Source organism: Bartonella sp. CL100XZDX, from assembly GCF_042195375.1.
Taxonomy (GTDB): Bacteria; Pseudomonadota; Alphaproteobacteria; order Rhizobiales; family Rhizobiaceae; genus Bartonella.
Window position 1 is genome coordinate 23,792 of sequence record NZ_JBHIOH010000066.1, and the last position, 23,494, is coordinate 47,285.

Genomic DNA, 23,494 nt, shown 5'->3' on the forward strand with positions numbered 1-23,494 from the left:
ATAACAAAAGAGCTTGACTGTTAAAGGCAGCAAAGAAAAGCGCCATAAAGATAACAAGAGAGTTCTTTTTGCAAGAATAGAATTGGATAGAAACGATGAAAATTAATGGCAATGAAATTCGCCCTGGTAATGTGATCGAACATCAAGGAAGTTTATGGGTTGCAGTTAAATGCAACGCTGTAAAACCAGGAAAAGGTGGTGCATTTAACCAAGTTGAAATGAAAAATTTGATTGATGGTACAAAACTTAATGAACGATTTCGCGCTGCTGAGACCGTTGAACGCGTGCGCCTTGAACAAAAGGATTTCACATTTCTTTATCAACAAGGGGATGCTTTGGTCTTTATGGATTCAGAATCTTATGAACAACTTGAACTTCAAAAGGATTTTGTTGGTGAACGTGCTGCGTTTCTCCAAGATGGGATGACTGTCACAGTTGAACTTTATCAAGAAAAGCCTATTGGCATCTCACTTCCTGATCAAGTTGCTGTCACGATTGCGGAAGCCGATCCTGCCATCAAAGGACAAACGGTTACCTCCTCTTATAAACCCGCCATTCTTGAAAACGGGATTCGTATTCTTGTTCCCCCCTTTATGAATGCTGGTGAACGTATCATTGTAGACACCAATGAGTTGATTTATTTGCGTCGTGCAAATGAAAAAGATAAATAAAGGAATAAAAAATGGCCCATTCTGCAGTCATGAATGTCATGGTGCAAGCTGCAATGAAAGCAGGACGCTCGTTGGTACGTGATTACGGTGAAGTGCAAAATTTGCAAGTGTCTTTGAAAGGACCAGCAGATTATGTCAGCCAAGCAGATCGCAAAGCGGAAAAAATTATTTTCAATGAATTAAGCAAAGCGCGCCCCAAATTTGGTTTTCTGATGGAAGAGTCAGAAGAAATCATTGGAGAAGATTCACAACACCGTTTTATTGTTGACCCTTTAGATGGCACCACAAATTTTCTCCATGGCATTCCTTTTTTTGCTGTTTCCATTGCCTTAGAAAGCCAAGGGAAAATCGTTGGTGGTGTCATTTACAATCCCGTGAATGATGAACTCTTCACCGCAGAACGCGGGTGTGGTGCTTTTTTCAATGACCGACGCTGTCGCGTTTCTGCACGGCGCAGACTAGAAGATTGTGTCATTGCCACAGGCATGCCTCATTTTGGTCGCCCAAATCATGGAGCCTATCTTATTGAATTACGTAATGTGATGGCAGAGGTTGCCGGACTTCGCCGTTTTGGTGCTGCTGCGCTTGATTTAGCTTATGTTTCTGCTGGAAGAACCGATGGCTTTTGGGAAGATAACCTGCAAATTTGGGATATGGCTGCTGGAATACTGATGGTTCGTGAAGCAGGTGGTTTTGTCACCGATAAAGAAGGCGGTAGCGATATATTCCGCAAAAAAAATATCATTGCCGGCAATGAACACATTCGCCTAAAATTAGAAAAAACCCTCAAAAAAGGCATTTAAACCTCAGAAAAGATCTAGCAGATTACGTCAGCCAAGCAGATCGCAAAGCGGAAAAAATTATTTTCAATGAATTAAGCAAAGCGCGCCTCAAATTTGGTTTTCTGATGGAAGAGTCAGAAGAAATCATTGGCGAAGATTCACAACACCGTTTTATTGTTGACCCTTTGAGATGGCACCACAAATTTTCTCCATGGCATTCCCTTTTTTGCTGTTTCCATTGCCTTAGAAAGCCAAGGGAAAAATCGTTGGTGGTGTCATTTACAATCCCGTGAGTGATGAACTCTTCACCGCAGAACGCGGGTGTGGTGCTTTTTTCAATGACCGACGCTGTCGCGTTTCTGCACGGCGCAGACTAGAAGATTGTGTCATTGCCACAGGCATGCCTCATTTTGGTCGTCCAAATCATGGAACCTATCTTATTGAATTACGCAATATAATGATGGAAGTTGCCAAACTTCGCCGTTTTGGTGCTGCTGCTCTCGAATTTAGCTTATGTCGCCGCAGAAAAAACCGATGGTTTTTGGGAAGATAACCTGCACATTTTTGATAAAACTACCAGCATACTGATGCTTCGCAAAACCGGTGGTTTTGTCACTGATAAAGAAGGCGGCAGCGATATATTTCGCAAAAAAAAAATATCATCACAACAAAACGCCCCAAGAAGCAACAACGACATCAGAAGCCAACATCCTCCCCTACTTCTCTTAAGAAATCACCGCCTACACAGCAAAAAAGATTGACTATAATTTAAAATATCCCCTCTCTGCTAAGGGCTATCACATATGCCTCTCATAGTTTTCACCTCTACATGACAACAGAAATTTTAGCAAATCCATTGATTTATACAGCCATTCCCCCCCTTCATTTAACCATTATCTCAGATAGTCTATGAAATACTCTCGAGATTTATAGTAACAAAAATCTTTGTTTTCCAAAATTGCTTTCTGCATTTCACTTGCAAGTTGGTCTTTATCTTTTTCAACAACCTCTTTCAGCGCCTTTATCTTCTCATTACCGAAGATAATTTTTAATTTTTCTTTTAACTTTTTTTCCTCAACAAGCTTCTCCCAAAAGATCAATCGGTTATCGCATTTCTCATTTGATGATTTCATCCACTCTTTAACGCCTAATTTGTAAGCTTCTTCAAATGTTGGATTCCCTTCAACAATGGAAAGATTTTTTGCTCTATTTGTGTCATTCTCTTGACAAGTATTGATTACATCTCTAACTGTGACAGAATGGCAACCATTATCAAAGGCAACATAGCCTTTTTTCACTGTTTTAATAAGCTTCTTATAGTAAATGAAAGTTTCTCTTGCCGCCTTATAATCACTGGAAATATCACACAACAACAACAACACATTCTTTTTACAATATAATAATAAAGTACACTCACCAGACCAAGATTCCGAAAGCTTTAGCATTTTCTCTATCTCTTTGTGTTCTATACTTATAGATATGTTGTCCCACAAAGTATCTGTAAATTTTTTCTTTTCATCCTCCCCTGTAAAGTTTTCCTTTTGGTGCTGTTTGCATTCAGCTGTAATCATATCATCAAGAACATATAACCACCAATGAAGTAATAACATCGTAGGTTGACTCCGTTTTTTTTTCGTAAGAGGATCTACAAACCTTTGCAGAGTTATTCCATTCTTTCTCATTAATCGCACTGCTTTTATAAAAAATTTCCTAAAATACGAGGTATCCAAGAGACTACATATTTTTTTGTAATGTTCATAAGTAAGTTTTTTTCCAAGTGCTTGCTTGTACAATAAACGCACTTTGTGATCCCCTCGAACACAAATATCCTTTACCAATGGAAGCCGATCTCCACTGAATTTCATATCTTCCCTAGGATTTTTTATCCCCAGTACGTCTCTTTCCCATAGCCTTACTCCCTCATCCCATTGTTTCAACCATTCCTGCGATACTTTTTGAGTTTTTGCAAAAAGCCTTTGTTCCCCTTGTGCAATAATATCTTTATGTCCAGCGCAATCTTGCTCTTTTCGCTCAAGTTGGTCAGTCAATTGAAGACACTTCTGTTCCCCTTGTGCAATAATATCTTTATGTTCAGCGCACTCTTGCTTTTTTTGCTCAAGTTGTTCAGTTAAATGCTTGTTCTGATAAATTGCCAATGCAAGCATTAAGCTTCCCCCACAACACACTATCATTGCCAAACCGAACAAAAAATCCACTGAGTATCCCGAATACCACGACTTCCCCATCCATATGATGCAGAAAATCATAACGCCGCATCTTACACTCCCACATTTTTTCCCCCATTTCCAAATGACCTTAATTATAGCTATTATGAATAGCTATTGCCAATTTTATGTCTTCTTCCATTCTTGCTCTCTTTTATTCCCACCAATATTTAACGCAGCTCTTTTATCGATCCCTCGATATTGTATCATTGTGTGTACATCTGATTTGAAAATCACTACATATTATATTTTAATAAAAACAATACACAAAATATAGATATTTTTTCTGGTAAAATAAAACAATTTGTATTTAATTGTACTGCTCTAATGATTTATGCACTTTTAAGAAGAGCTTTATAATTCTTAAAATGCACTCCCACAATATTGGTTCAAAGTACTCAAAAGCCTAACACAGCAAAACATGGCTGCGTGCTCACCTTGTTTTATAAAATTGATAAAAAGCGTCTTTCTACTCATTTATCGGCTCTTTTTTAGTAAAGCGACATCATCATACACTTTCCTAATCCCCTCAATATTACTACAGCCCCTAAAACTTGAGACGCTTCATGAAGAAGACTTATTCTTTCTTTAAGTATTTTTACTTCACGCAATCTTCCCTGCTTGGTATATGCAAGAGACATGGTTTTGACTAATGCAACATAACCAAATTTGAAACGAGAAATTCCATGTAAGATCTTTCATGAAAAACAATGAGTTATCATTATAAATCAACGTGACAGTGCTGTTATGAAGAGAACTCCTCGCTCATCTTAATAGTCCATAGCAACTGGATATCGTTTTATATTCTATACACAGAAGTGTCTTTATAAAAATACTTCATCTCAGGCAAAAAAAAAGAACAGCCCGTTAAAAAAGAAAAACATCTCAATGCTTGCCTTTCTTTTTTCCATGAGAGATTTAAATTGATAAGCCTGTCTGAAAAGAGTACTGTTTATGCCCTTAAAAATACTGCTCTTGTATCAAGATCACTTACTCAGATGAGAATTGCAGTTTAGCCAAATGCGCATAAACATTATTTTTTATAATGAGTTGTGTGTTCCTTCTTCCACGAGAGCGCCTTTATCCATCACGAGAATACGATCTGCTTTTAAAATTGTTGCCAAACGATGTGCAATGACTAGGATTTAGGATTTTGCATCAATCCTTCTAAGGCATTTTGCACCAACTTTTCACTGTTTGCATCTAAAGAAAATGTTGCTTCATCAAGCAGTAAAAGTTTGATTTATAATAATAATTCATTGTTTTGTATGTTGAATGAGAATTCCGAATACCGTAAGTTTCTCTCATTTCAAACCTGTTCCATGTTGAATCAACAAAAACCATGTCTTTTGCACTTTACAAGCAGGGAGAGCCCGCGTGAATAAAAAAACTATTAAGAAAGGGCTTAAAATGCCTATAGTAAATCGTCTCAAGTGCCAAAGGCTGTAGCAACATCGACGAGTTGGCAAATATAATGATGGTTCCCGATTGCAGCAAGAGGGGTGCATTTCTTAAAATCGCCCGTGCAATACCGATGCGTTGTTTTTGCCCCCAGAAAGCATAGTACCACGTTCTTCTACTTGCGTATCCAAGCCACCTAGTAAAGCTTGAATAAATTCAAGTGCATTGGCAGCTTTAGAAGCGGCAAAAATTTCCTCTCCATGGGTATGTTCAGTTCCAAAAAAGAAGAAAAGTTTGCAATTATTTTATTTCAAGTCTTTATACTCTAGGGAAGAAAGGATTTTTGCGTGTATTTCAAAATGATTTTTGAATTTAAAAAACGCAACCACAATGATTTATAGACCCATCTGTTTATGTCGGATGCGTTTTTGAATTAATATTTAAAGTACACTCTTTGATAGGATAAAAAATCCATCCATTTGCAATCGTTTTGTTTAAAACCCTTGTACCCCATAAAAAGGAGGCTTTTACATGCCAATATTACCAAAACGATTTTTGAATTTAGAAAGACGACCACCACGATCTACGAGCGTTTGGGAGCCACCTGTCCATGCCGGATGCGTTCTTGGATCAATATCTAGATTAAGAGTATCGCCTTCTTTTCCCCAAGTAGAGCGCGTCGTATATTGGGTTCCATCCGTCATAACAACGGTAATTTTGTGATAGTTGGGGTGAATATTCGCTTTCATGCGTCAAACCTTTTGCGTTTATAGAATAAAATAGCACTTGCTTGTTTTTTTAAGTGCACTTCCTTTGTCTTTTTGATACATTGATTAAAGTATTTATTCCTATAACTGAGCACGCATCAAAAAACAAGTGTTCAAGATACATCATTGTATCAAGTGTTACAAATCCAATACAGTGAGCAAAATTTTATGACATTACGTTCTCGTTCAGAAAAATCGACAAAGTCTTCCCCTAAGAAATCTTCATTCTCTTCGCTTGCAATTTTTGTTCCTTATCTTTTGCGCTATCGTTGGTTGTTTATCTTTGCTTTTCTAGCGTTATCTGTTGCTGCTCTAGTCACATTAGCTTTGCCTGTGGCTATCCGCCAAATGTTTGATCATGGGTTTTCTACTTCAAGCCATGGACATATCAATTTTTACTTTGGAATTTTGTTTATCTTAGCCTTGTTTCTCGCATTTGCTTCAGCAGCCCGTTATTACTGTGTTATCACCTTGGGAGAACGGATTGTTGCCGATTTACGGCGTGATGTGTTTGTCCATATTATGAAACTTTCTCCTGCTTTTTTTGATCGGTCACATTCAGGAGAGATTGTTTCAAGGCTTCTCACAGATACCACACAAATAAAATTAGCTGTGGGCTCCACCGCCTCTACCGCTTTGCGTCAGCTGATTATCGTGATCGGAGCCGTCGTGATGATGGTGATCACCAATGCTAAATTGTCTTTGTTGGTTTTAGCGGCTATTCCTGTTGTGGCCATTCCCTTGGTCGTCTTTGGACGTAAAGTTCGCTCTCGTACCCGCGCGGCGCAAGATCGTCTCGCAGATGCCAATGCTGTTGCTACAGAGCAGGTAAGCGCTATTCGCACTGTGCAAGCTTTTACCGCTGAAAAACTCGTTACAATACGTTTTTCACAATTGATAGAACGTGCTTTTCAAACAGCACGTGCTTCTGTAATCTTGCGCTCCTTTTTTACGGGGTTTGCAATTTTTTTGGTTTTTAGCAGTGTGGTTGCTGTTTTATGGATTGGATCGCGTGATGTTTTGAATGGAACGATGACAGGAGGGACATTAGGGCAATTTGTCCTTTATGCGGTTTTTGGAGCTTCTACTTTTGCGCAATTATCGGAACTGGGAGCAGAATTAATCCAAGCAGCAGGCGCTGCTGAACGGCTTGCCGAATTGTTACAAGAACAACCTACTATTGTAGCTCCTAAAAATCCTTTATCATTAGAGCAACCTGTTCGAGGTGAACTTGTTTTTGATCAGATTGATTTTACTTATCCTTCTAGACCACAAGAGAAGGTTTTACGCTCGCTTTCATTTTCTGTAAAAGCAGGCGAAACGGTTGCTTTTGTTGGGGCTTCTGGAGCAGGAAAAAGCAGCATTTTTTCTTTGATCCTTCGTTTTTATGATCCGACAAATGGAACAATTCGGTTGGATGGCATGGAAATTAATCGCCTTTCTTTACAAGATTTACGCAGTGCAATTTCCTATGTTCCACAAGATGTCGCCATTTTTGATGGAACATTGCGTGATAATATTATTTTTGGAACTGAAACTACCCATGAAGAGGAAATTCTTGCTGCCGCTAAAGCGGCTAATGCACTTGAATTTATTCAAGCTTTACCAGATGGCTTGGATACGCAAGTAGGAGAACGTGGTACCATGCTTTCTGGGGGGCAAAAACAACGCATTGGTATTGCACGGGCAATTTTAAGAAATGCACCCCTGTTGCTGCTTGATGAAGCAACATCTGCTTTAGATGCAAACAGTGAAAAGTTGGTGCAAGACGCTTTAGAAGGATTGATGCAAAATCGTACAACCTTGGTCATTGCGCATCGTTTGGCAACAATTTTAAAAGCTGATCGTATTCTTGTGATGGATAAAGGCGCCCTTGTGGAAGAAGGAACCCATGCCGAACTTGTGGCAAAAAATGGCGTTTATGCTTACCTCGCAAAACTCCAATTTTCGCCTGAGTAAGTGATCTTGATACAAGAGCAGTATCTTTAAGGGCATAAACAGCACTCTTTTCAGACAGGCTTATCAATTTAAATCTCTCATGGAAAAAAGAAAAGCAAGCATTGAGATGTTTTTCTTTTTTAACGGGTGGTTCTTTTTTATGCGCAAGATGGAGCATTTTATAAAGACACTTCTGTGTACAGAATGTAAAATGATACCAAGTTAATCTCTATGGGCTATTAAGATGTGCAAGGAGTTCTCTTCATAACAGCACTGTCACGTTGATTTATAAGGATAATTCATTGTTTTTCATGAAAGATCATGAATACCATAGGATTTTCTCATGTCAAACCCTCATAGTGAGTCAAACAAAATCTCTTGGCTTGCTCATCACAAGCAGAGTTGGCGTGTGGAGTAAAACGGTACAAGAAAGAGGTAAAATACCTCCCTTGCCCCTTTACGTTCTAAGGGCTGTCAAAACATTGGGGCGCTGACAAAAGAGTATACGCTGGCAAAAAGTATAATAGGTGCTCGCTTTCTTGAAGCCTTTATGCGGCTCATTTGATAGGCTCTAGGGACACAAGCTCTATCCTAAAGACTGACCACACTCTTTAAAAAACTGAATATTAAAATTTTTTCATGCCCTCTCTCACCGCTCTAAACAATAGTGTTTACCGAAAATCATGACAAATTGTAACTCACAAATACGCTTCTCTCTATTGCAAGAGTATCCTTTTATGCTCTTTCAAAAACACGAACACTTTTTGAATATTGTTTGCAGATCCGTCTTATTGAAAAAGAGCAAAGACTTTTTTAGCACTTTTGGGCTTCTTATAACTTTTGTATGAGCGCGTATAAGCAACAGCTTTTATAATAAACTGGCTTTTGGCAAAATCGTAAAATTTTATCAAATTTATTGTTTGTAAATATCACCACGACCACTGTTCTGCTCTTGCAGACACGCAACCTCAAAACACTTTCTCTTTGCTCATAAATTGTCTCTCCAGCTCGCTCTTCCAGTCATAGCCCATAAAAATAAGGATCGAGTACTTCGATTGAACACCATCTTCTCACACCACCACCAACGCCATCATTTATATTTACAGCTCTCAACTTTATAGCCACCCCCTGTCGTGCTTTAAGAAGGCATTTTAACGATGATAAGAACATGTACAAAGAGGATATATCTTTAAGGTGTTTATGTTTTAAAGCTTGCACCAAATCATAATTTTTTTGCATAGCGAGCCAAGCATATGCAGCACTGACACCCTAACCATTTCAAACCGTTCAGCTGTTTTAGCAACAGATAAGCCAAGTTATACGATTATATCTTCAACTATGCATTCACCGAGGAGCAGAGGATTTTCTATCATTTTTTAGCGCTCCCTCTTCAGTGATCCTCTAGATAATTAACTCATTCAGCATCTATACCAGCAAAGCGAAATATTACGTGCTAATTTTCCTTTACATTCATTAGCTAAGCCCCCTCAAAATGACCTTTTAATAAATAGAGCTAAAAGGATAAGTCTTCAAAACCATTTGGTGAGATAGCTATATCAAGAGCACCTAAAATACGCCTTAGTTTCTAAGAATAGGCGATTTTCCCCCTTTTATTGTATCAGTCTTGTAGAAGACTTTAAGTCTTTTATGCTTAAATCAAAAAATTATAATTGGATTATATTGCATAAAGATGCTTTTTCTCATTTTTCCATTTAACACACGATAAGTTACCATTTAGGCACGATGAGAAGCTTGCCCTTTATATCATGATTTCAGAACCACATGAGAAGAATAAAAGATGATGTGGCTTAATAAGAGAGTTTGTTCATAAGCCGTTTTGCTGTCTTAAGGTCAAGGATGCCGTTAGGCGCAACTTGTAAAGGGTTGCCTTGAGGCTTAAGGACCCAAAGCTTGTTAGTCCCTTCATTAAACGCGGGTTTGATGTTATGATTTTGGAGAGCGATTATTAAGAATTTGAGAGGCAGACAGCCTCTCATTTTGATTTGTATGCAAACGAATTGCACCCTATTTATTCAGGGAGAATAAGAACATACCCAGGAGGTGCTAAACGGAATAAGAGAGCGTCGTAACCCCACGCAGCATACAGGGAGCAAATAGAAAAAATGCCTTCACCAATTGCTAAAAGTAATGTGAGCGATATACCGGCCTCATCTGCTGTTGCTTCGCGGCGTTGTAAGTAGTATCCGACAAAAAAGAAAAAGCACGTTATTCCACTCGCACCTGCAAAGAAGCTTAGTACGGCATGAACCGGTCCACGTATGCTGAACAGGATAAGAAAAATTGTGAAAGTAAATACTGTAAAGATCCCTTCGAATACCCCACGCACCATATTGCACAATTTTCGCATCATAATTGCAGAAAAGCTCTGTTCTGCGTATCGATTTTTTCTTTTGATGCTTGTATTCTTAGAAGATATACTGTTATTTTTAGAAGATATACCGTCCACAACTCCCCCCGTTTTAAGCCAAGATGCTATGAAGTTATTTATTTTTAATTATATCATCAAAAAATACAAGAAAAATTTATCCATTTTAACGAAAAAATAGGTGTTTTATTGAGGTGCAAATCTATTTTCTTTCGCAAGAGTTATTCAATTCGTTCGCCAATAGAAAAACTACCCCCATTGAAGAGGAAGCTATCCTGACGCAGAAAAGCTTCATAAGCTGTATTCCAATCCGCTCAGAAATCGCAACTCTCTAATCTACCCGCTTAATCCACCTTTGAAACTGCAATAAAATAAATTCTGCTGATGACAAGTAATGACAACATGAAAAAGAAAAAATATCACAATATCAAACTCTTCAATACAGTATGAGCTTTCTGATTTTCACTCAAAAAGCAAGTACCCACCCATAAACGACACCATACTAAAGTGCTGTGCATTCACAAATTTCCTAGCATTATCTCCCCTTCTCGAAATTGCACCTCTCCCGCAATCTTATCTCTCGATAGCACCCATTAAAGACTTTTAAAAGGTCCAAGGAAAAAACTCTCTGAGAAAGCTTTCAAGCCTAAAATGCCCCCGCCATTTTTATCATGATGAGGGCACAAAAAATCACGCAGAAATATGAAAAATCTCTCCGCATTTAAAAACAGGGCTTGTGCTTCAATCGCACGCTTTTTCTTGTTCTTTTGTCCATTGTCCCAAAGCCGCAAGATGGTTCATCCGAGCCCGATGACGAAATGCCTTCTGTGCAACAGCAATATTTTCATCTTTTCCCGCCCATGCTTTTAAGGCAGCTGCTTGCAGTGCTCGTCCATAGGAAAAGGTCAATTTCCAAGGCAATACGCCCAAAGAATTCATGGCAGATAAATGCGCCGTTGCTTCCTGATCAGACTGCCCTCCAGAAAGAAAAGCAATTCCGGGAACAGCGGCAGGAACAGTCTGTTTAAGCACTTGGACAGTCTTTTCAGCAACTTCTTCAACAGAAGCCTTGCGAGCATCCTTTCCATCAATCACCATATTGGGCTTTAAAATCATCCCCTCCAAAAGAACACGAGCTTCAAACAATTCTTTAAAGACAGCCTGCAAAACAGTGCGTGTCACCTCAAAGCAGCGTGTAATTGAATGCCCACACGATGATCCATCCATCAACACTTCCGGCTCAACAATGGGCACAATATTGAACTCCTGACATAAGGTAGCATAGCGTGCAAGAGCTTGTGCATTTTGTCTTATGGCGCCTCTTGTTGGCAAAGTGTGTTCATCAATAGCAATTACCGCACGCCATTTAGCAAAACGTGCTCCCAAAGCATAATAATTTTTTAGCCGCTCACGAAGACCATCCAACCCTTCGGTAATTGTTTCTTGGGGAAAAGCAGCCAAGGGTTTTGCACCGGTATCAACTTTAATCCCTGGCAAAGCGCCTGAATCCCGAATAAGATCCGTCAACATTTTCCCAGTTGATGCTTTTTGCCGAATGGTTTCATCAAATAAAATAACCCCAGAGATGGCGTTTTCCATCGCTTCTTTTGTACTAAAAAGCATTTCACGATAAGCACGGCGCTTATCTTCATTGGATTCAACACCAATGCTTTCAAAACGCTTTCCAATGGTCGCCGTACTTTCATCTGCCGCCAAAATACCTTTACCTGCATGCACCAAAGCAAGTGCAATATCTTCAAGCCGTTCATTCATAAAAAATTCCTCTTTATTTTGTCTTAATTTCTAAAAATGCGCAACACTATCAAAAACACTCTACACGACTGTATAGTTTTTCTTTAACCTTCCCTTCAAAGAAACCCTTTAAGCCTGCATGAGGGCAAGAATACCAGGAAGGGTCTTTCCTTCCATCCATTCCAAAAAAGCTCCTCCAGCAGTCGAAAGATAAGTAAAATCATTGGCAACACCGGCATGATTAAGGGCAAAAACCGTATCGCCCCCTCCCGCAATTGAAACCAACTTTCCCGTCAAACTACGTTCTGCTGCATGGCGTGCAACGGCAATGGTTCCCTTATCAAAGGGAGACATCTCAAAAACACCAAGGGGTCCATTCCACACAAGAGTAGCAGCTTCATCTATCGCAGCATTGATATGCGCAATAGAGCGCGTCCCAATATCCAATATCATGCCATCTTGTGGAATATCTTCAATGTCATAAAGACGATGCGGTGCATCTTTTTCAAAACGAAATCCAACGACAGCATCCTGAGGGAGCAGAAGCGTACAGTGACACTCTTGCGCTTTTTTAATGATTTTTTTTATCGTTTCCATCAATGCATGTTCACACAGTGATTTCCCTACATGGATACCTTGCGCAGCTAAAAAACTGTTAGCCATCCCCCCACCAATAATTAAGGAGTCAACTTTTTCCACCAAATGATTGAGCACAAAAAGCTTACTAGAAACCTTTGCTCCTCCCACAAGGGCAACCACAGGACGTGCTGGATTGCCAAGTCCTTTTTCTAATGCCTGCAATTCACCTTGCAAAGAGCGTCCTGCATAAGAAGGCAACAAATGCGTTATTCCCTCCACCGAAGCATGGGCACGATGAGAAACTGAAAAAGCATCATTAACATAGAGATCTCCATTATGAGCCAAAGCTTCTGCAAAAGAACAATCATTCTTTTCTTCACCAGCATAAAAACGAACATTTTCAAGCAGTAAAACACCACCATTTTGTAATGACTCAACTGCAACCTGCACCGCCGAACCGATACAGTCCGGAGCAAAAGCAACCGGCTGATTAATGATCTTTTCCAGCACTTGCACAACAGGACGGAGTGAAAACTCTTGCTCTACCTTTCCTTTGGGGCGACCACAATGAGAAAGCAGAATAAGTTTAGCACCACACTTTTGTAGCTCAATGAGTGTCTCTTTATGCCGTACAAGACGCGTCTCGTCACAAACTTTGCCCTGTGCCATAGGAACATTAAAATCTACGCGCACCAGAACACGTTTGCCCAAAACATCAACATCATCAAGTGTACGAAACCCCATCACTGCTTCCTCTTCACTTTCCATTGTTTCAAATAAAAACGCATCCAACAACCCTGCCCACTTTTCTTTCCACTTATCCCCCTCTTTGCTTTTACAAGAGATCCACGACAGCCTATCTCTCACCCTTTTCTTAATAAAAATCCAAAGCTTTTATCGTCAAATGTACAAAAGCCCACCATTGCTCTTAATCTTCATATTCCATTGTGGCAAACAAATGCATTGGCTCAACTTGATCTCTATTAAAGCTTCCTTTTACTTCTAGGAAAAAGAGTTTACATCTCCTGTTTCTGTTTTCTAACGTTTTCTCAAAAGGTATCTCGTTCAGATCTTACTTTTTAAAAGTTTACTCTTTCATGCATCTTTTAAAAGCACGTATTGACACAGTATTAAAACAAAACACATCATCAATTTTTCAATAGCCTCTTCTCTCTAGCGCATGAGAACAACAGCCTCTAACTATTTTTCTCAAAATTGCACAAAAATGAGACTTTTCCCTATAAAAAGAGGACCCTGAGGTCCTCTTATATTGTCTTAGCAAAAGCCACTGCCGTATCACTCATACGGTTAGAAAAGCCCCATTCATTATCATACCAAACCAGAACGCGACAGAGCTTACCATCAATCACTTTGGTTTGATCATTGTGGAAAATAGCTGAATGAGGATTATGATTAAAATCACAACTCACGAGTTTCTCTTCTGTAGTGTCCAAAACGCCCTTCAAAGAACCCTGTGCAGCAGTAGCAATAGCTGTATTAATTTCTTCGATTGTTGTGGAACGTTTAGCGATAAATGTCAAATCAACCACAGAAACATTAGGGGTCGGAACACGAATCGATACACCATCAAGCAATCCCTTTAATTCTGGCAAGACCAATCCCACAGCTTTTGCCGCTCCTGTTGAGGTAGGAATCATAGAAAGAGCTGCCGCACGTGCACGATAAAGGTCCCGATGCATTGTATCCAATACAGGTTGATCACCCGTATAAGAATGGATTGTTGTCATAAAGCCCTTTTCAATGCCGACCGTATTGTGTAAAACTTGTGCAACAGGCGCCAAACAATTGGTTGTACAAGAAGCATTTGAAACAACGCGATGCTCGCTGCTTAAAGATTGATGATTAACCCCATAGACGACCGTAAGATCTGCTCCTTCAGAAGGCGCAGAAATAAGAACACGCTTTGCCCCCGCATCTAAATGAGCACTTGCTTTATCACGCGCAGTAAAAATACCCGTACATTCCAAAGCAATATCGATATCCAAATCTTTCCAAGGCAATTGAGCAGGATCACGCTCTGCGCATACCTTTATTAAACCACCTCCCACATCAATAGCATCCCCTACCACCTTAACGATCCCAGGAAAACGCCCATGAACTGAATCATAGCGTAATAAATGGGCATTTGTTTCCACCGATCCCAAATCATTAATTGCAACCACTTCAACATCTTGTCGTCCACTTTCCACAAGTGCACGTAAAATATTGCGACCAATACGACCAAACCCATTAATTGCAACACGAACTGTCATTTCACATGTTTCCTCATCAATTTTTTAAGCACAACATTTAAAACACAATAAATGGGTATTTCACCAATCCAAAATCATTAATTCCCACAATGTCAATATCTTGATCACTCACTCACTTATCCACAATAATGCACAAGATCATCCACAATACTGCACAAAATATGATGCCCTACAATCACCCCATTCATGACAACACAAGCTGTCACTTTGTCTTTTCCTCTTTGATCTTTTCCAGCTCTTTTTCAACGGTGGCAACAACATTTTCCCAAGTAATACCAAAATGCGCATAAAGGGCATCAATTGTTCCACTTGCCCCAAAGCCCTCCATACCAATAAACACACCATCACAGCCAATAAAACGGTCCCATCCTTGGGCGACAGCAGCTTCAATGGCAATTTTAATCGGTGCATCTCCAATGAGAGCACGCTGATAGGAGAGAGATTGTTGAGAAAAAAGTTCAAAACAAGGCACAGAAACCACACGCGTTGGGATGCCTTTTTCTTCTAACACCGTATGTGCCTCCACTGCAATTTGCAATTCTGAACCAGAAGCAAACAGCGTCACTTGTGCATCATCGCTAGCTGTTAGGAATTCATAAGCACCAAGCATACAGAGATTTTCTTCTTCATACTCTTGACGCAAAAGCGGTAGATTTTGTCGACTTAAAGCCAAGGTAGAAGGCGTCCCGCGTGCTTTCAAAGCCAATTGCCAACACTCGACTGTCTCCATAGCATCGGCAGGACGAAACACAAAATGATTAGGCATTGCACGCAGGCAAGCCAAATGCTCCACGGGTTGATGGGTCGGACCATCCTCACCAAGACCAATAGAATCATGAGTCATGACATAAATCACCCGCAACCCCATGAGAGAAGACAAACGCATAGCAGGACGCATATAGTCAGAAAAGCATAAAAAGGTTCCCCCATAAGGAATAAAGCCGCCATAAAGGGCAAGACCATTCATCACAGCTCCCATTGCATGTTCGCGAATTCCATAATGCAGATAGCGCCCTGAAAAATCTTCAGCAGAGATACTTTTCATCTGGCTGCTTTTTGTATTATTAGATCCGGTTAAATCAGCCGAACCACCAATAGTTTCACTAACGACTTCATTGATCACTTCAAGAGCCATTTCCGAAGCTTTACGCGTAGCAACAACGGGGCGCTCTTCAACCAATTTCTGTTTATAAGTATCAATAGCGCCATCAAATCCGCCCACGAGATCGCCCCGCATCAATCTTTCAAACTCCACACGCTCTGAGATAGGAAGATCAGCAAATTTTTCTTCCCATTTTTGGCGTTTTTTAGCAGCATTGAGACTAGCCAAACGCCAATTATCGAGAATATCGGCTGGAATAACGAAAGGCTCAGCATCCCACCCTAAAGCGATACGGGTTTCAGCGATTTCTCGTGCGCCCAAAGGGGCTCCATGAACTTTATTGGTACCCGCTTTATTGGGTGCTCCAAAACCAATTGTTGTTTTACAAGCGATCAAAGTTGGTTTATCGGAATTTTGTGCCGCCTCAATAGCCCGCGCAATTGCTGCTTGATCATGCCCATTGACTTTATGTGTCTCCCAACCAGAAGCCTTAAAACGCGCAATCTGATCTGTACTGTCAGCAAGGGAAATCTCTCCATCGATAGAAATATTATTATCGTCCCACAACACAATAAGCTTATTGAGTTTCAAATGACCGGCAAGGGAAAGTGCTTCTTGAGATATCCCTTCCATAAGGCATCCATCGCCCACCAACGCATAGGTGTAATGGTTGATAAGATCACCAAAACGGGCATTTTGCAAACGCTCTCCAAGAGCCATCCCCACGGCATTCGCCAACCCTTGTCCGAGAGGACCAGTCGTTGTTTCGATTCCCGCCACATGCCCATATTCTGGATGCCCAGCAAGCTTTGCTCCTAATTGGCGAAAATTTTTGAGATCTTCAATGCCAATATCTTCATAACCAGAAAGATACAAGAGAGCATAAAGCAACATAGACCCATGTCCTACTGATAACACAAAACGATCACGGTTAGGCCAGCGAGGTTTTTTGGGGTCATGAGCAAGGAATCTTGTATAAAGAACCGTAGCAATATCGGCGGCTCCCATTGGCAAGCCTGGATGACCAGAATTTGCTTTTTCAATCGCATCAATAGCAAGAAAACGGATAGCATTGGCCATCTGATTCTGTTGGTGGGTGTTTGTCATGAATAATCGACCATTTCGTTAAATACGTTATTCTGTTGCTTTTTCCGTATTCTCTTAAAATTCTCAAGAAATACTATTTTCTAACCATTAGCGTGAGACTTTTTGCCACCACTTCAATAACATTAATAACATTCCCCTCACGCGTCCTGTATATCCATGTCATTTATGCCAATACGCGCAAAAAATCCAGCTTTTAATTTATATCTATCCCCTGCTTTGCTTGCTAAAATATCTTACATACTTAAAAATAAAATGCACACAACACAAGAGTGAAAGTGATTCGTTTTTGCATAACACATTGATAAAGGATACAATTACCCAAAGGATAAAAGCAATGAACCAAGAGACTACAGTTCTACAAGATGCTTTAGAGCACCTAGAAAAGGCACTTAGAACTTTAGAGATCACCATAATAAACCGTAATGCCGTTATTGATAAAAATAACGAATGGGAAGAAGAAATCCAACGAATGAATGCTGACCGCAGCCATCTTGCCCAAGCGCTTGACAAAGCTGAAGCCCAAATTGAACGCTTAGAGTCCGTAAACAAAGAAGTTTCCAAACGTCTTATTAAAGCAATGGAAACAATTCGTGTTGTCATTGATAGATAAAGGTTTGAATGTATGGAAACTGTTTCCGTTACCATTGATGGTAAAATTTATCGCATGGCTTGTGACAAAGGACAAGAACGTCGTCTTATTGCGCTTGCTGCTCAATTAGATCAATATATCACACATTTAAAGAACAATTTTGGTGAAATTGGCGACCATCGTTTATCGGTTATGGCTGGCATAATGATTATCGATGAAATGGAAGAAATAAAACGAGAAAATAAAAAATTACAAGAAGACTACAATGCTCTTTTACGACTCCACAACGAAAGAGACCGCACCATGGGGAAAATTATGCGTGACACCACACAACGCATTGAAAATCTCACCAACCAATTGCTCAAAGATGATCAAAACCACACAAACATTCAAGAACAAGAACAGGAAGATTTCTAAAAAGTACATCAGCGCATAATAAACCAGAGACTTGACTTGTCCGCCACATCTCACAGGATAAAAATTCTTAAACCCACACCAGTCTGTAAACAGTCTGGTTTCTTATAGGAAGGATTCCAGCTACTCACGACTTATGGGATTAACTTAAACCTCAACAAGAAAGCCCTACCCTGAATATTTCACCTCCGCACAAACGCTTCCTATATCAAGGAGGCTGCCTTATATCACCACATTTCAAATGAGATGTCTTTTAACAGCGCAATAAGATAACAAAACCAACATCATTGTAAAAAAAATCATATAAATGACAACAGCAACAAACAAATAAAGCACCCTTCGAAAAAAAGAGCTATATTCATGTTCCCTATGAATGCATGTCCAAAATCCTTGCCCCTAGATAATATCAAGCAGATTCAATATATTAAAAAAATAACCTTATCTATTATACCGTAAAACACCGCTATTTGATAATATAAGCACCATAGAGTCTTTGCACCTAGAATGTTCATCCGATGAAACCCACCGAAAAGAACCGTATCATTTATAAACCAGCGTGAATTAAGTATTTTCATCCTTTAGAGCAAGAAAAAAGTCAAAACCGAAGAGTATGTTAATCTCATACAACCTCAAACATCATAAACAACAATAATAGCTCTTGAAAACATCCTCTACCGCTATTTTTATCCTTATAACAAATAATCCATATTCCTCTCCCCACCACCCAAAATCTCCAAGCTTAATAAAAGAGCAAGTCGGCACCATCATTATAACCAGCCCTCAATATTGCGACAGCCCCCTTGGCTCTTAAAACGGTTCATAAGAATTATGCCTTTCTTGTACAATTTTTACCCACATGTCCCACCCGCTTGTGACGTACAAGCAAAGAGTTATAATTAACAAAACATAAATAAATTGAAGAGAATTTTACGGAATTCGGGGTTCTAATTCAAGTTTAATAACGATAAATTATCATTATAAATCAATATGTTACAAATGATCAGACAAAGCATATTTTAAAAACACATTCACCCATCACTTTTTCTCATAACATACCAGCACGATTTTTTAGGCACATAATTTTAATTTTATTCAATTCTGTCTGCAAAAGTTTAAAATGAGAACAATTTCAAGGCTCTCATTCAAAAAGAAAAAGAATAAATTCTCATTATCAATGAACATCTCGCTCGTATAAACTCAATAAAGCAATCCCCAATATGCCTTAATGAAATAAAAGGGGGGCTCCCATTAAATGCCCTACCGTAAAAGCAGCTTCCTCAGAACTAAAACAAAATCAACAGACAACATCACCGCATCTGCTCCCATCCCCAAACTGGACAACCTAACGCAATACCTTTCTATCTTACGATAAGAGATAAAAGAATAATGGGTTCTATGGAGGCATTCACAAGAGGCGCGCACCCGTTGTTTTTAAAGCCTGTTCAAAGGCGCATGAAAAAACACCATGCGTAAACGGCTCAAATCCCTTTCGTTCCATCTTGAGAGACAGAAGCAATACGTAAGAGATTTGTCGCACCGGGCGTTCCAAGGGGAACCCCAGCTGTCACAAGGAAGCGATCTCCCCCTTTGCAAAAACCTTCCTGAAATGCAATAGCTGCTGCACGATCAACCATATCCTCTAAACTCCGTGCATCTTGCGTGACCACACAATGAAGCCCCCAAACTAAAGCCAAACGCCGTGCTGTTTCCACAATGGGCGATAAAGCAATAATCGGTCTATTAGGGCGTTCACGAGAGGCGCGCACCCCGGTGGTTCCTGAAGCCGTATAGGCAACGATAGCGGATAGAGCAAGTGTTTCAGCAATCTGACGCGCAGCAAGAGAAATCGCATCCGTTCCTGTTGATTCTGGTGCTGGATGTTGTGCCCCAACCTGAGCAGCATAAGTGTGATCCTGTTCGATTTGCCGCGCGATTCGGTCCATCATAAGCACAGCTTCTTCAGGATAGCGACCAGAAGCAGATTCAGCAGACAACATCACCGCATCTGTTCCTGCATAAACTGCTGTAGCAACATCCGACACTTCTGCGCGTGTGGGAACAGGAGATGTAATCATTGATTCGAGCATTTGTGTTGCCACCACAACAGGCTTTCCTGCTAAACGACAAGCTTTTATGAGCTCCATCTGAAGTGCAGGGACCTTTTCCAAGGGCATTTCCACTCCAAGATCACCCCGTGCAATCATAATACCATCGGATACCTCAATAATTTTCTCTATATGCTCCAAGGCTTGAGGCTTTTCGATTTTAGCCATCAAAGACACCTTGCTTTTCGTCAACTGACGCACCGCTATAATATCTTCTGGACGTTGAATAAAAGAAAGAGCAACCCAATCAACAGGCTGCTGTAAAAGAGCCTGAAGATCCTCCTTATCTTTTGACGTCATCGAATCAAAAGGCAAAATTGTATCGGGAAAACTGACACCTTTTCGATCAGAAATACGGGTTCCAGCAACCACGCGACACTGTACAAAATGACCATCACAAACTTGCGCACGCAGTTCCACCCTTCCATCATCAATCAACAACCGATCCCCTGGTTTAACAGCCGAAAATACATCCTCATGAGGGAAAAAAACACGCTGTGCATCACCAAGAACATCGCGATTATCTAATGTAAAGCTTTGCCCAACACGCAAATCTTCTTGCCCCTTAGCAAAACGCCCCACACGCAGTTTTGGCCCCTGAAGATCCACTAAAATACCAATGGGGCGTCGAACTGTTTTTTCAACTTCTCGTATAGACTTGACCAAATCACCCAGCATATCACGATCAGTATGGCTCATATTAAGACGAAAAACGTCTGCCCCTGCCCTAAAAAGCTTCTCAATCATCAAACGAGAAAAAGAAGAAGGACCAAGAGTCGCAATAATTTTTACTTTACGTGCACGTTTCACGGTGGAGAATTTCCTGAAAGAGAAGGTATAACTGAATTGTTTAACAAAGACTCATCCGTCAACTGTACCATCCAACTGGTTTGATTTCCGGTATCGATCTCTTTAAATTCAGCCTTTTGATATCCTCGAGGGAAACAATCATGAACCCCTTGAATGGTAAATTGGCTATCTTGTACACACATGGTCACAGAGCCTGCCCAGTTCCCTTTTTTTTGTGCTCCTTCCGCATAAAAATAATAAAACCGTGAAGCAAGAGGCCCCTCAATTAAAGTTTTACATTCCGTCACTGGTACCGTCCACCAGCCTTCGCTCACCCACCCTGAAAATGTACGATATCCAAGAGCAACCCCTACAGACTGTTGGGTTGTATTACAAACTCTAAAGTCAGCTTTTGCAAAAACAACGAGGGGAAACAAGAGCAAAATACTCAAGAGAAAAACTTTTAATCCTTTCTGAAACACCCAATATCGTTTTTTTAAAATCACAAAACTTCCTCTATAATGTCAAATTCTCAAAACAAATTACACATTTCTTTTTTAAAAGCTTTTCAAGTCTAAAACGTATATTTTCATATTTTTCTTTTTATAGCCCTTTTATCAATGCATATATCTTAAAAATTTTACAAAATATTTAAAGTCAATTTGTAAAAAAGCTGTGTAGCTTGATTTACTTTTTATTTTCAAGCTTTTTTAACATAAATTCGTCGTCGAAAAACAACTTAAAATATATAACTTGGAGAAAAATACAATGAACGATACAGTAACCGATCAAACACACGCTATATCCGTAAACCAATTACGCTCTTTTATCGAACGTATTGAACGACTAGAAGAAGAGAAAAAAACCATTTCTGATGATATTAAAGACGTTTACACTGAACTTAAAGGCTCTGGCTTTGATAGTAAAGCTGTTCGAAGCATTATACGGCTGCGTAAAAAAGAAGAGCATGAAAGAATGGAAGAAGAAGCAATCATTGAACTTTATAAAAATGCGCTTGGTATGAATTAAAACCATTGATAACATTGGAAATTTTCTTAAGAAAAGAAAATACAAAAAACAAATGGCAAAAAATAACTGAATGTATAAAAATTTCACCCAACAATAAGCCGTTTGTGTAACTTGTAACGAGACTATCGGTCACAGAATACACAATATTGCAACAGCCCTCACATTTAAAAGGATTTATACAGAGAATTTTTATTCTTATTCTTCAATCATTGTTTATCCACATAAACCCTCACTTGTATGCCAACCCAGTTTGTGATGTGCAAGAGAGGTGTTTTTTATGATTAAACATCAATAAATTTGAAGTGAGAAAGTCTTCCGATATTGAGGACTCTCTTCAAATTGAAAAAAATGAATTATGATAATAAATCAATTTATTATCTACGAAAAGAAACATATGAAAATAGTCAGCAGTTGAAATCCGCTAAACGAGATTCTAAACTATTTATAAAAGAAGAGGTGGTTAAAGATCTTAATCTTTGAGGATAGGGAGAAATTCAGCATATTTACACATTTGATAAAAAGACCCTTAACAAAACTTTATTGGAATCTATTAACGGACTCATAAAGATCATTGATTCGAGAGGTTAGAATGTGATCTCTCCATTTTCCAGAAATCATCAAATAGTCTTTGGCATAGCCTTCTTTTTCAAAATGAAGGCGTTTTAATAAACGTTCGCTTTTTATATTCTCAGGTCTATAATTTGCCATCACTCTATGCAGATGATAAACATGAAAGATATGGCGTATTAGAGCCGATAAACTCTCAAACATGAGACCTTTGCCTTGTTGTTTTTCATCAAGAGAAAAACCAAGATGACAGGCTTGAAAAACACCCCGAACCACATTTGTAAAATTCACAACACCGATGACTGTGTTTTCATTTTTTAATCGTACAGCATATCGATATGCTTGTCCCTGTGCGCTTTCACAAGCAAATGCATTGGCTCGTGTTTCCCAAGCTGTTAGGGTATGGTAATCATCAGATCTAACAGGTTCAAAAGGACGCAGATGATTCGCATTACGCGAGGTAATAAGAAGACAGTTCAGCTGCATCTTCTAAACCGATCAATGTGGAAATTGTTCGCTTTGTTTTAATTGCCATCATTTTCTCCTCCTAGACAATGTCACAATAACACGTTGATTTATCTTAACAAATCATCATTTTTAAACTCAAATCATAATGTCGAATACAGTAAGCTTTCCTCATCACAACACTTCTTACGTTAGAATCAATGAGGATCATTTGCTTTTCCATCATAAGCGGAGGTGGTATGTTTAAAGCATAAGGTAAAGACAAGGGAATATTTCTTATGAATGCTCTCAAGTTCCAAGGGGCGCTGTAGCAACATTGGGGACTGGCAAAATATGCAAGGGAACTGGCATACTTCCATATACGAAATTTTGAAAAAACTCACGGCAAAGATAGTTTTGTTTCTTTGCCTTGTAAGCTCAGAGCATGCTTGTTTTGCGCTATCATATCACTGTCCCCCCGTATACAAATCCCAATGACCATCACCTTGAGGTGCTATATGTTACAGTGCGATCTAAAAAGTCTCTGCCATAACTCGTCAACAACACTGTTCCC

At 39.5% G+C, this 23,494-nt stretch carries 16 protein-coding genes and 3 pseudogenes; 7 read left to right on the forward strand and 12 right to left on the reverse strand.

The annotated features are described in order from the left end of the window. Window positions 1–95 precede the first annotated feature (95 nt). The 3 genes and pseudogenes from efp to ACFILU_RS07385 form a co-directional block, all read left to right on the forward strand. Complete coding sequence (efp, locus tag ACFILU_RS07375) at window positions 96–671, forward strand: elongation factor P (RefSeq protein ID WP_015856958.1); 576 nt, start codon at window positions 96–98, stop codon at window positions 669–671. Window positions 672–682: 11 nt separating this feature from the next. Next, window positions 683–1,474: an inositol monophosphatase family protein gene (locus ACFILU_RS07380; protein WP_375675443.1), complete on the forward strand. Its 792-nt coding sequence runs from the start codon at window positions 683–685 to the stop codon at window positions 1,472–1,474. A gap of 8 nt (window positions 1,475–1,482) precedes the next feature. Then, window positions 1,483–2,214 (forward strand): annotated as a pseudogene (locus ACFILU_RS07385) (inositol monophosphatase family protein); the annotation flags it as partial. Between the two features lie 132 nt (window positions 2,215–2,346). Here ACFILU_RS07385 and ACFILU_RS07390 read toward each other — a convergent pair. From ACFILU_RS07390 to rpmE, 4 genes and pseudogenes are all read right to left on the reverse strand, one after another. Further along, window positions 2,347–3,618, reverse strand: coding sequence for a hypothetical protein (locus ACFILU_RS07390; RefSeq protein ID WP_375675444.1), 1,272 nt, complete (start codon window positions 3,616–3,618; stop codon window positions 2,347–2,349). Continuing rightward, on the reverse strand, window positions 3,578–3,745 hold the full coding sequence (locus ACFILU_RS07395; protein ID WP_273790483.1) for a hypothetical protein: 168 nt from the start codon (window positions 3,743–3,745) through the stop codon (window positions 3,578–3,580). Before ACFILU_RS07395 ends, ACFILU_RS07390 begins: the two co-directional genes overlap by 41 nt. A gap of 923 nt (window positions 3,746–4,668) precedes the next feature. Beyond that, a pseudogene (locus ACFILU_RS07400) lies at window positions 4,669–4,915 on the reverse strand (ABC transporter); the annotation flags it as partial. 691 nt (window positions 4,916–5,606) lie between these two features. After that, complete coding sequence (gene rpmE, locus ACFILU_RS07410) at window positions 5,607–5,828, reverse strand: 50S ribosomal protein L31 (protein WP_005774581.1); 222 nt, start codon at window positions 5,826–5,828, stop codon at window positions 5,607–5,609. A gap of 186 nt (window positions 5,829–6,014) precedes the next feature. On the opposite strand from rpmE, the gene ACFILU_RS07415 reads away from it, so the two are divergent. Continuing rightward, window positions 6,015–7,805 (forward strand): ABC transporter transmembrane domain-containing protein, encoded by a 1,791-nt coding sequence (locus tag ACFILU_RS07415; protein ID WP_375675445.1) that lies wholly within the window; start codon window positions 6,015–6,017, stop codon window positions 7,803–7,805. Window positions 7,806–9,813: 2,008 nt separating this feature from the next. On the opposite strand, the gene ACFILU_RS07420 is transcribed toward ACFILU_RS07415, so the two are convergent. The 5 genes from ACFILU_RS07420 to tkt all read right to left on the reverse strand — a co-directional run bounded on the left by ACFILU_RS07420 (window position 9,814) and on the right by tkt (window position 16,983). Further along, window positions 9,814–10,155, reverse strand: a complete 342-nt coding sequence (locus tag ACFILU_RS07420) for a hypothetical protein (protein ID WP_273790485.1) — start codon at window positions 10,153–10,155, stop codon at window positions 9,814–9,816. Between the two features lie 756 nt (window positions 10,156–10,911). Beyond that, window positions 10,912–11,943, reverse strand: coding sequence for a class I fructose-bisphosphate aldolase (locus tag ACFILU_RS07425; protein WP_375675446.1), 1,032 nt, complete (start codon window positions 11,941–11,943; stop codon window positions 10,912–10,914). A 108-nt stretch (window positions 11,944–12,051) separates the two neighbouring features. Beyond that, window positions 12,052–13,245 carry a phosphoglycerate kinase gene (locus ACFILU_RS07430; RefSeq protein WP_375630978.1) on the reverse strand — a complete coding sequence of 398 codons (1,194 nt, stop codon included), beginning with the start codon at window positions 13,243–13,245 and terminating at the stop codon, window positions 12,052–12,054. A gap of 521 nt (window positions 13,246–13,766) precedes the next feature. After that, window positions 13,767–14,774, reverse strand: a complete 1,008-nt coding sequence (gene gap, locus ACFILU_RS07435) for a type I glyceraldehyde-3-phosphate dehydrogenase (protein ID WP_375611739.1) — start codon at window positions 14,772–14,774, stop codon at window positions 13,767–13,769. A 202-nt stretch (window positions 14,775–14,976) separates the two neighbouring features. Beyond that, a complete protein-coding gene (tkt, locus tag ACFILU_RS07440) occupies window positions 14,977–16,983 on the reverse strand; it encodes a transketolase (protein ID WP_375675447.1) in 2,007 nt (668 codons plus the stop codon). Window positions 16,984–17,317: 334 nt separating this feature from the next. On the opposite strand from tkt, the gene ACFILU_RS07445 reads away from it, so the two are divergent. Both ACFILU_RS07445 and ACFILU_RS07450 read left to right on the forward strand, forming a co-directional pair. After that, window positions 17,318–17,593, forward strand: a complete 276-nt coding sequence (locus ACFILU_RS07445) for a DUF4164 domain-containing protein (RefSeq protein ID WP_005774573.1) — start codon at window positions 17,318–17,320, stop codon at window positions 17,591–17,593. A 12-nt stretch (window positions 17,594–17,605) separates the two neighbouring features. Next, entirely contained in the window at window positions 17,606–17,989 is a 384-nt protein-coding gene (locus ACFILU_RS07450) for a cell division protein ZapA (RefSeq protein ID WP_273790489.1), read from the forward strand. A gap of 1,475 nt (window positions 17,990–19,464) precedes the next feature. On the opposite strand, the gene pyk is transcribed toward ACFILU_RS07450, so the two are convergent. Both pyk and ACFILU_RS07460 read right to left on the reverse strand, forming a co-directional pair. Further along, the gene (gene pyk / locus ACFILU_RS07455; protein WP_375675449.1) at window positions 19,465–20,901 is read right to left on the reverse strand and encodes a pyruvate kinase; all 1,437 of its coding nucleotides are present in this window, start codon (window positions 20,899–20,901) and stop codon (window positions 19,465–19,467) included. Beyond that, the gene (locus ACFILU_RS07460; RefSeq protein WP_273790491.1) at window positions 20,898–21,386 is read right to left on the reverse strand and encodes a DUF1036 domain-containing protein; all 489 of its coding nucleotides are present in this window, start codon (window positions 21,384–21,386) and stop codon (window positions 20,898–20,900) included. The genes pyk and ACFILU_RS07460 overlap by 4 nt, the downstream gene beginning before the upstream one ends. A 262-nt stretch (window positions 21,387–21,648) precedes the next feature. On the opposite strand from ACFILU_RS07460, the gene ACFILU_RS07465 reads away from it, so the two are divergent. Next, complete coding sequence (locus ACFILU_RS07465; protein ID WP_005774567.1) at window positions 21,649–21,909, forward strand: DUF2312 domain-containing protein; 261 nt, start codon at window positions 21,649–21,651, stop codon at window positions 21,907–21,909. Between the two features lie 537 nt (window positions 21,910–22,446). Here the strand turns inward: ACFILU_RS07465 and rimJ are convergent. Further along, window positions 22,447–23,011, reverse strand: a pseudogene (rimJ, locus tag ACFILU_RS07470) (ribosomal protein S5-alanine N-acetyltransferase). Window positions 23,012–23,494: the final 483 nt, after the last annotated feature.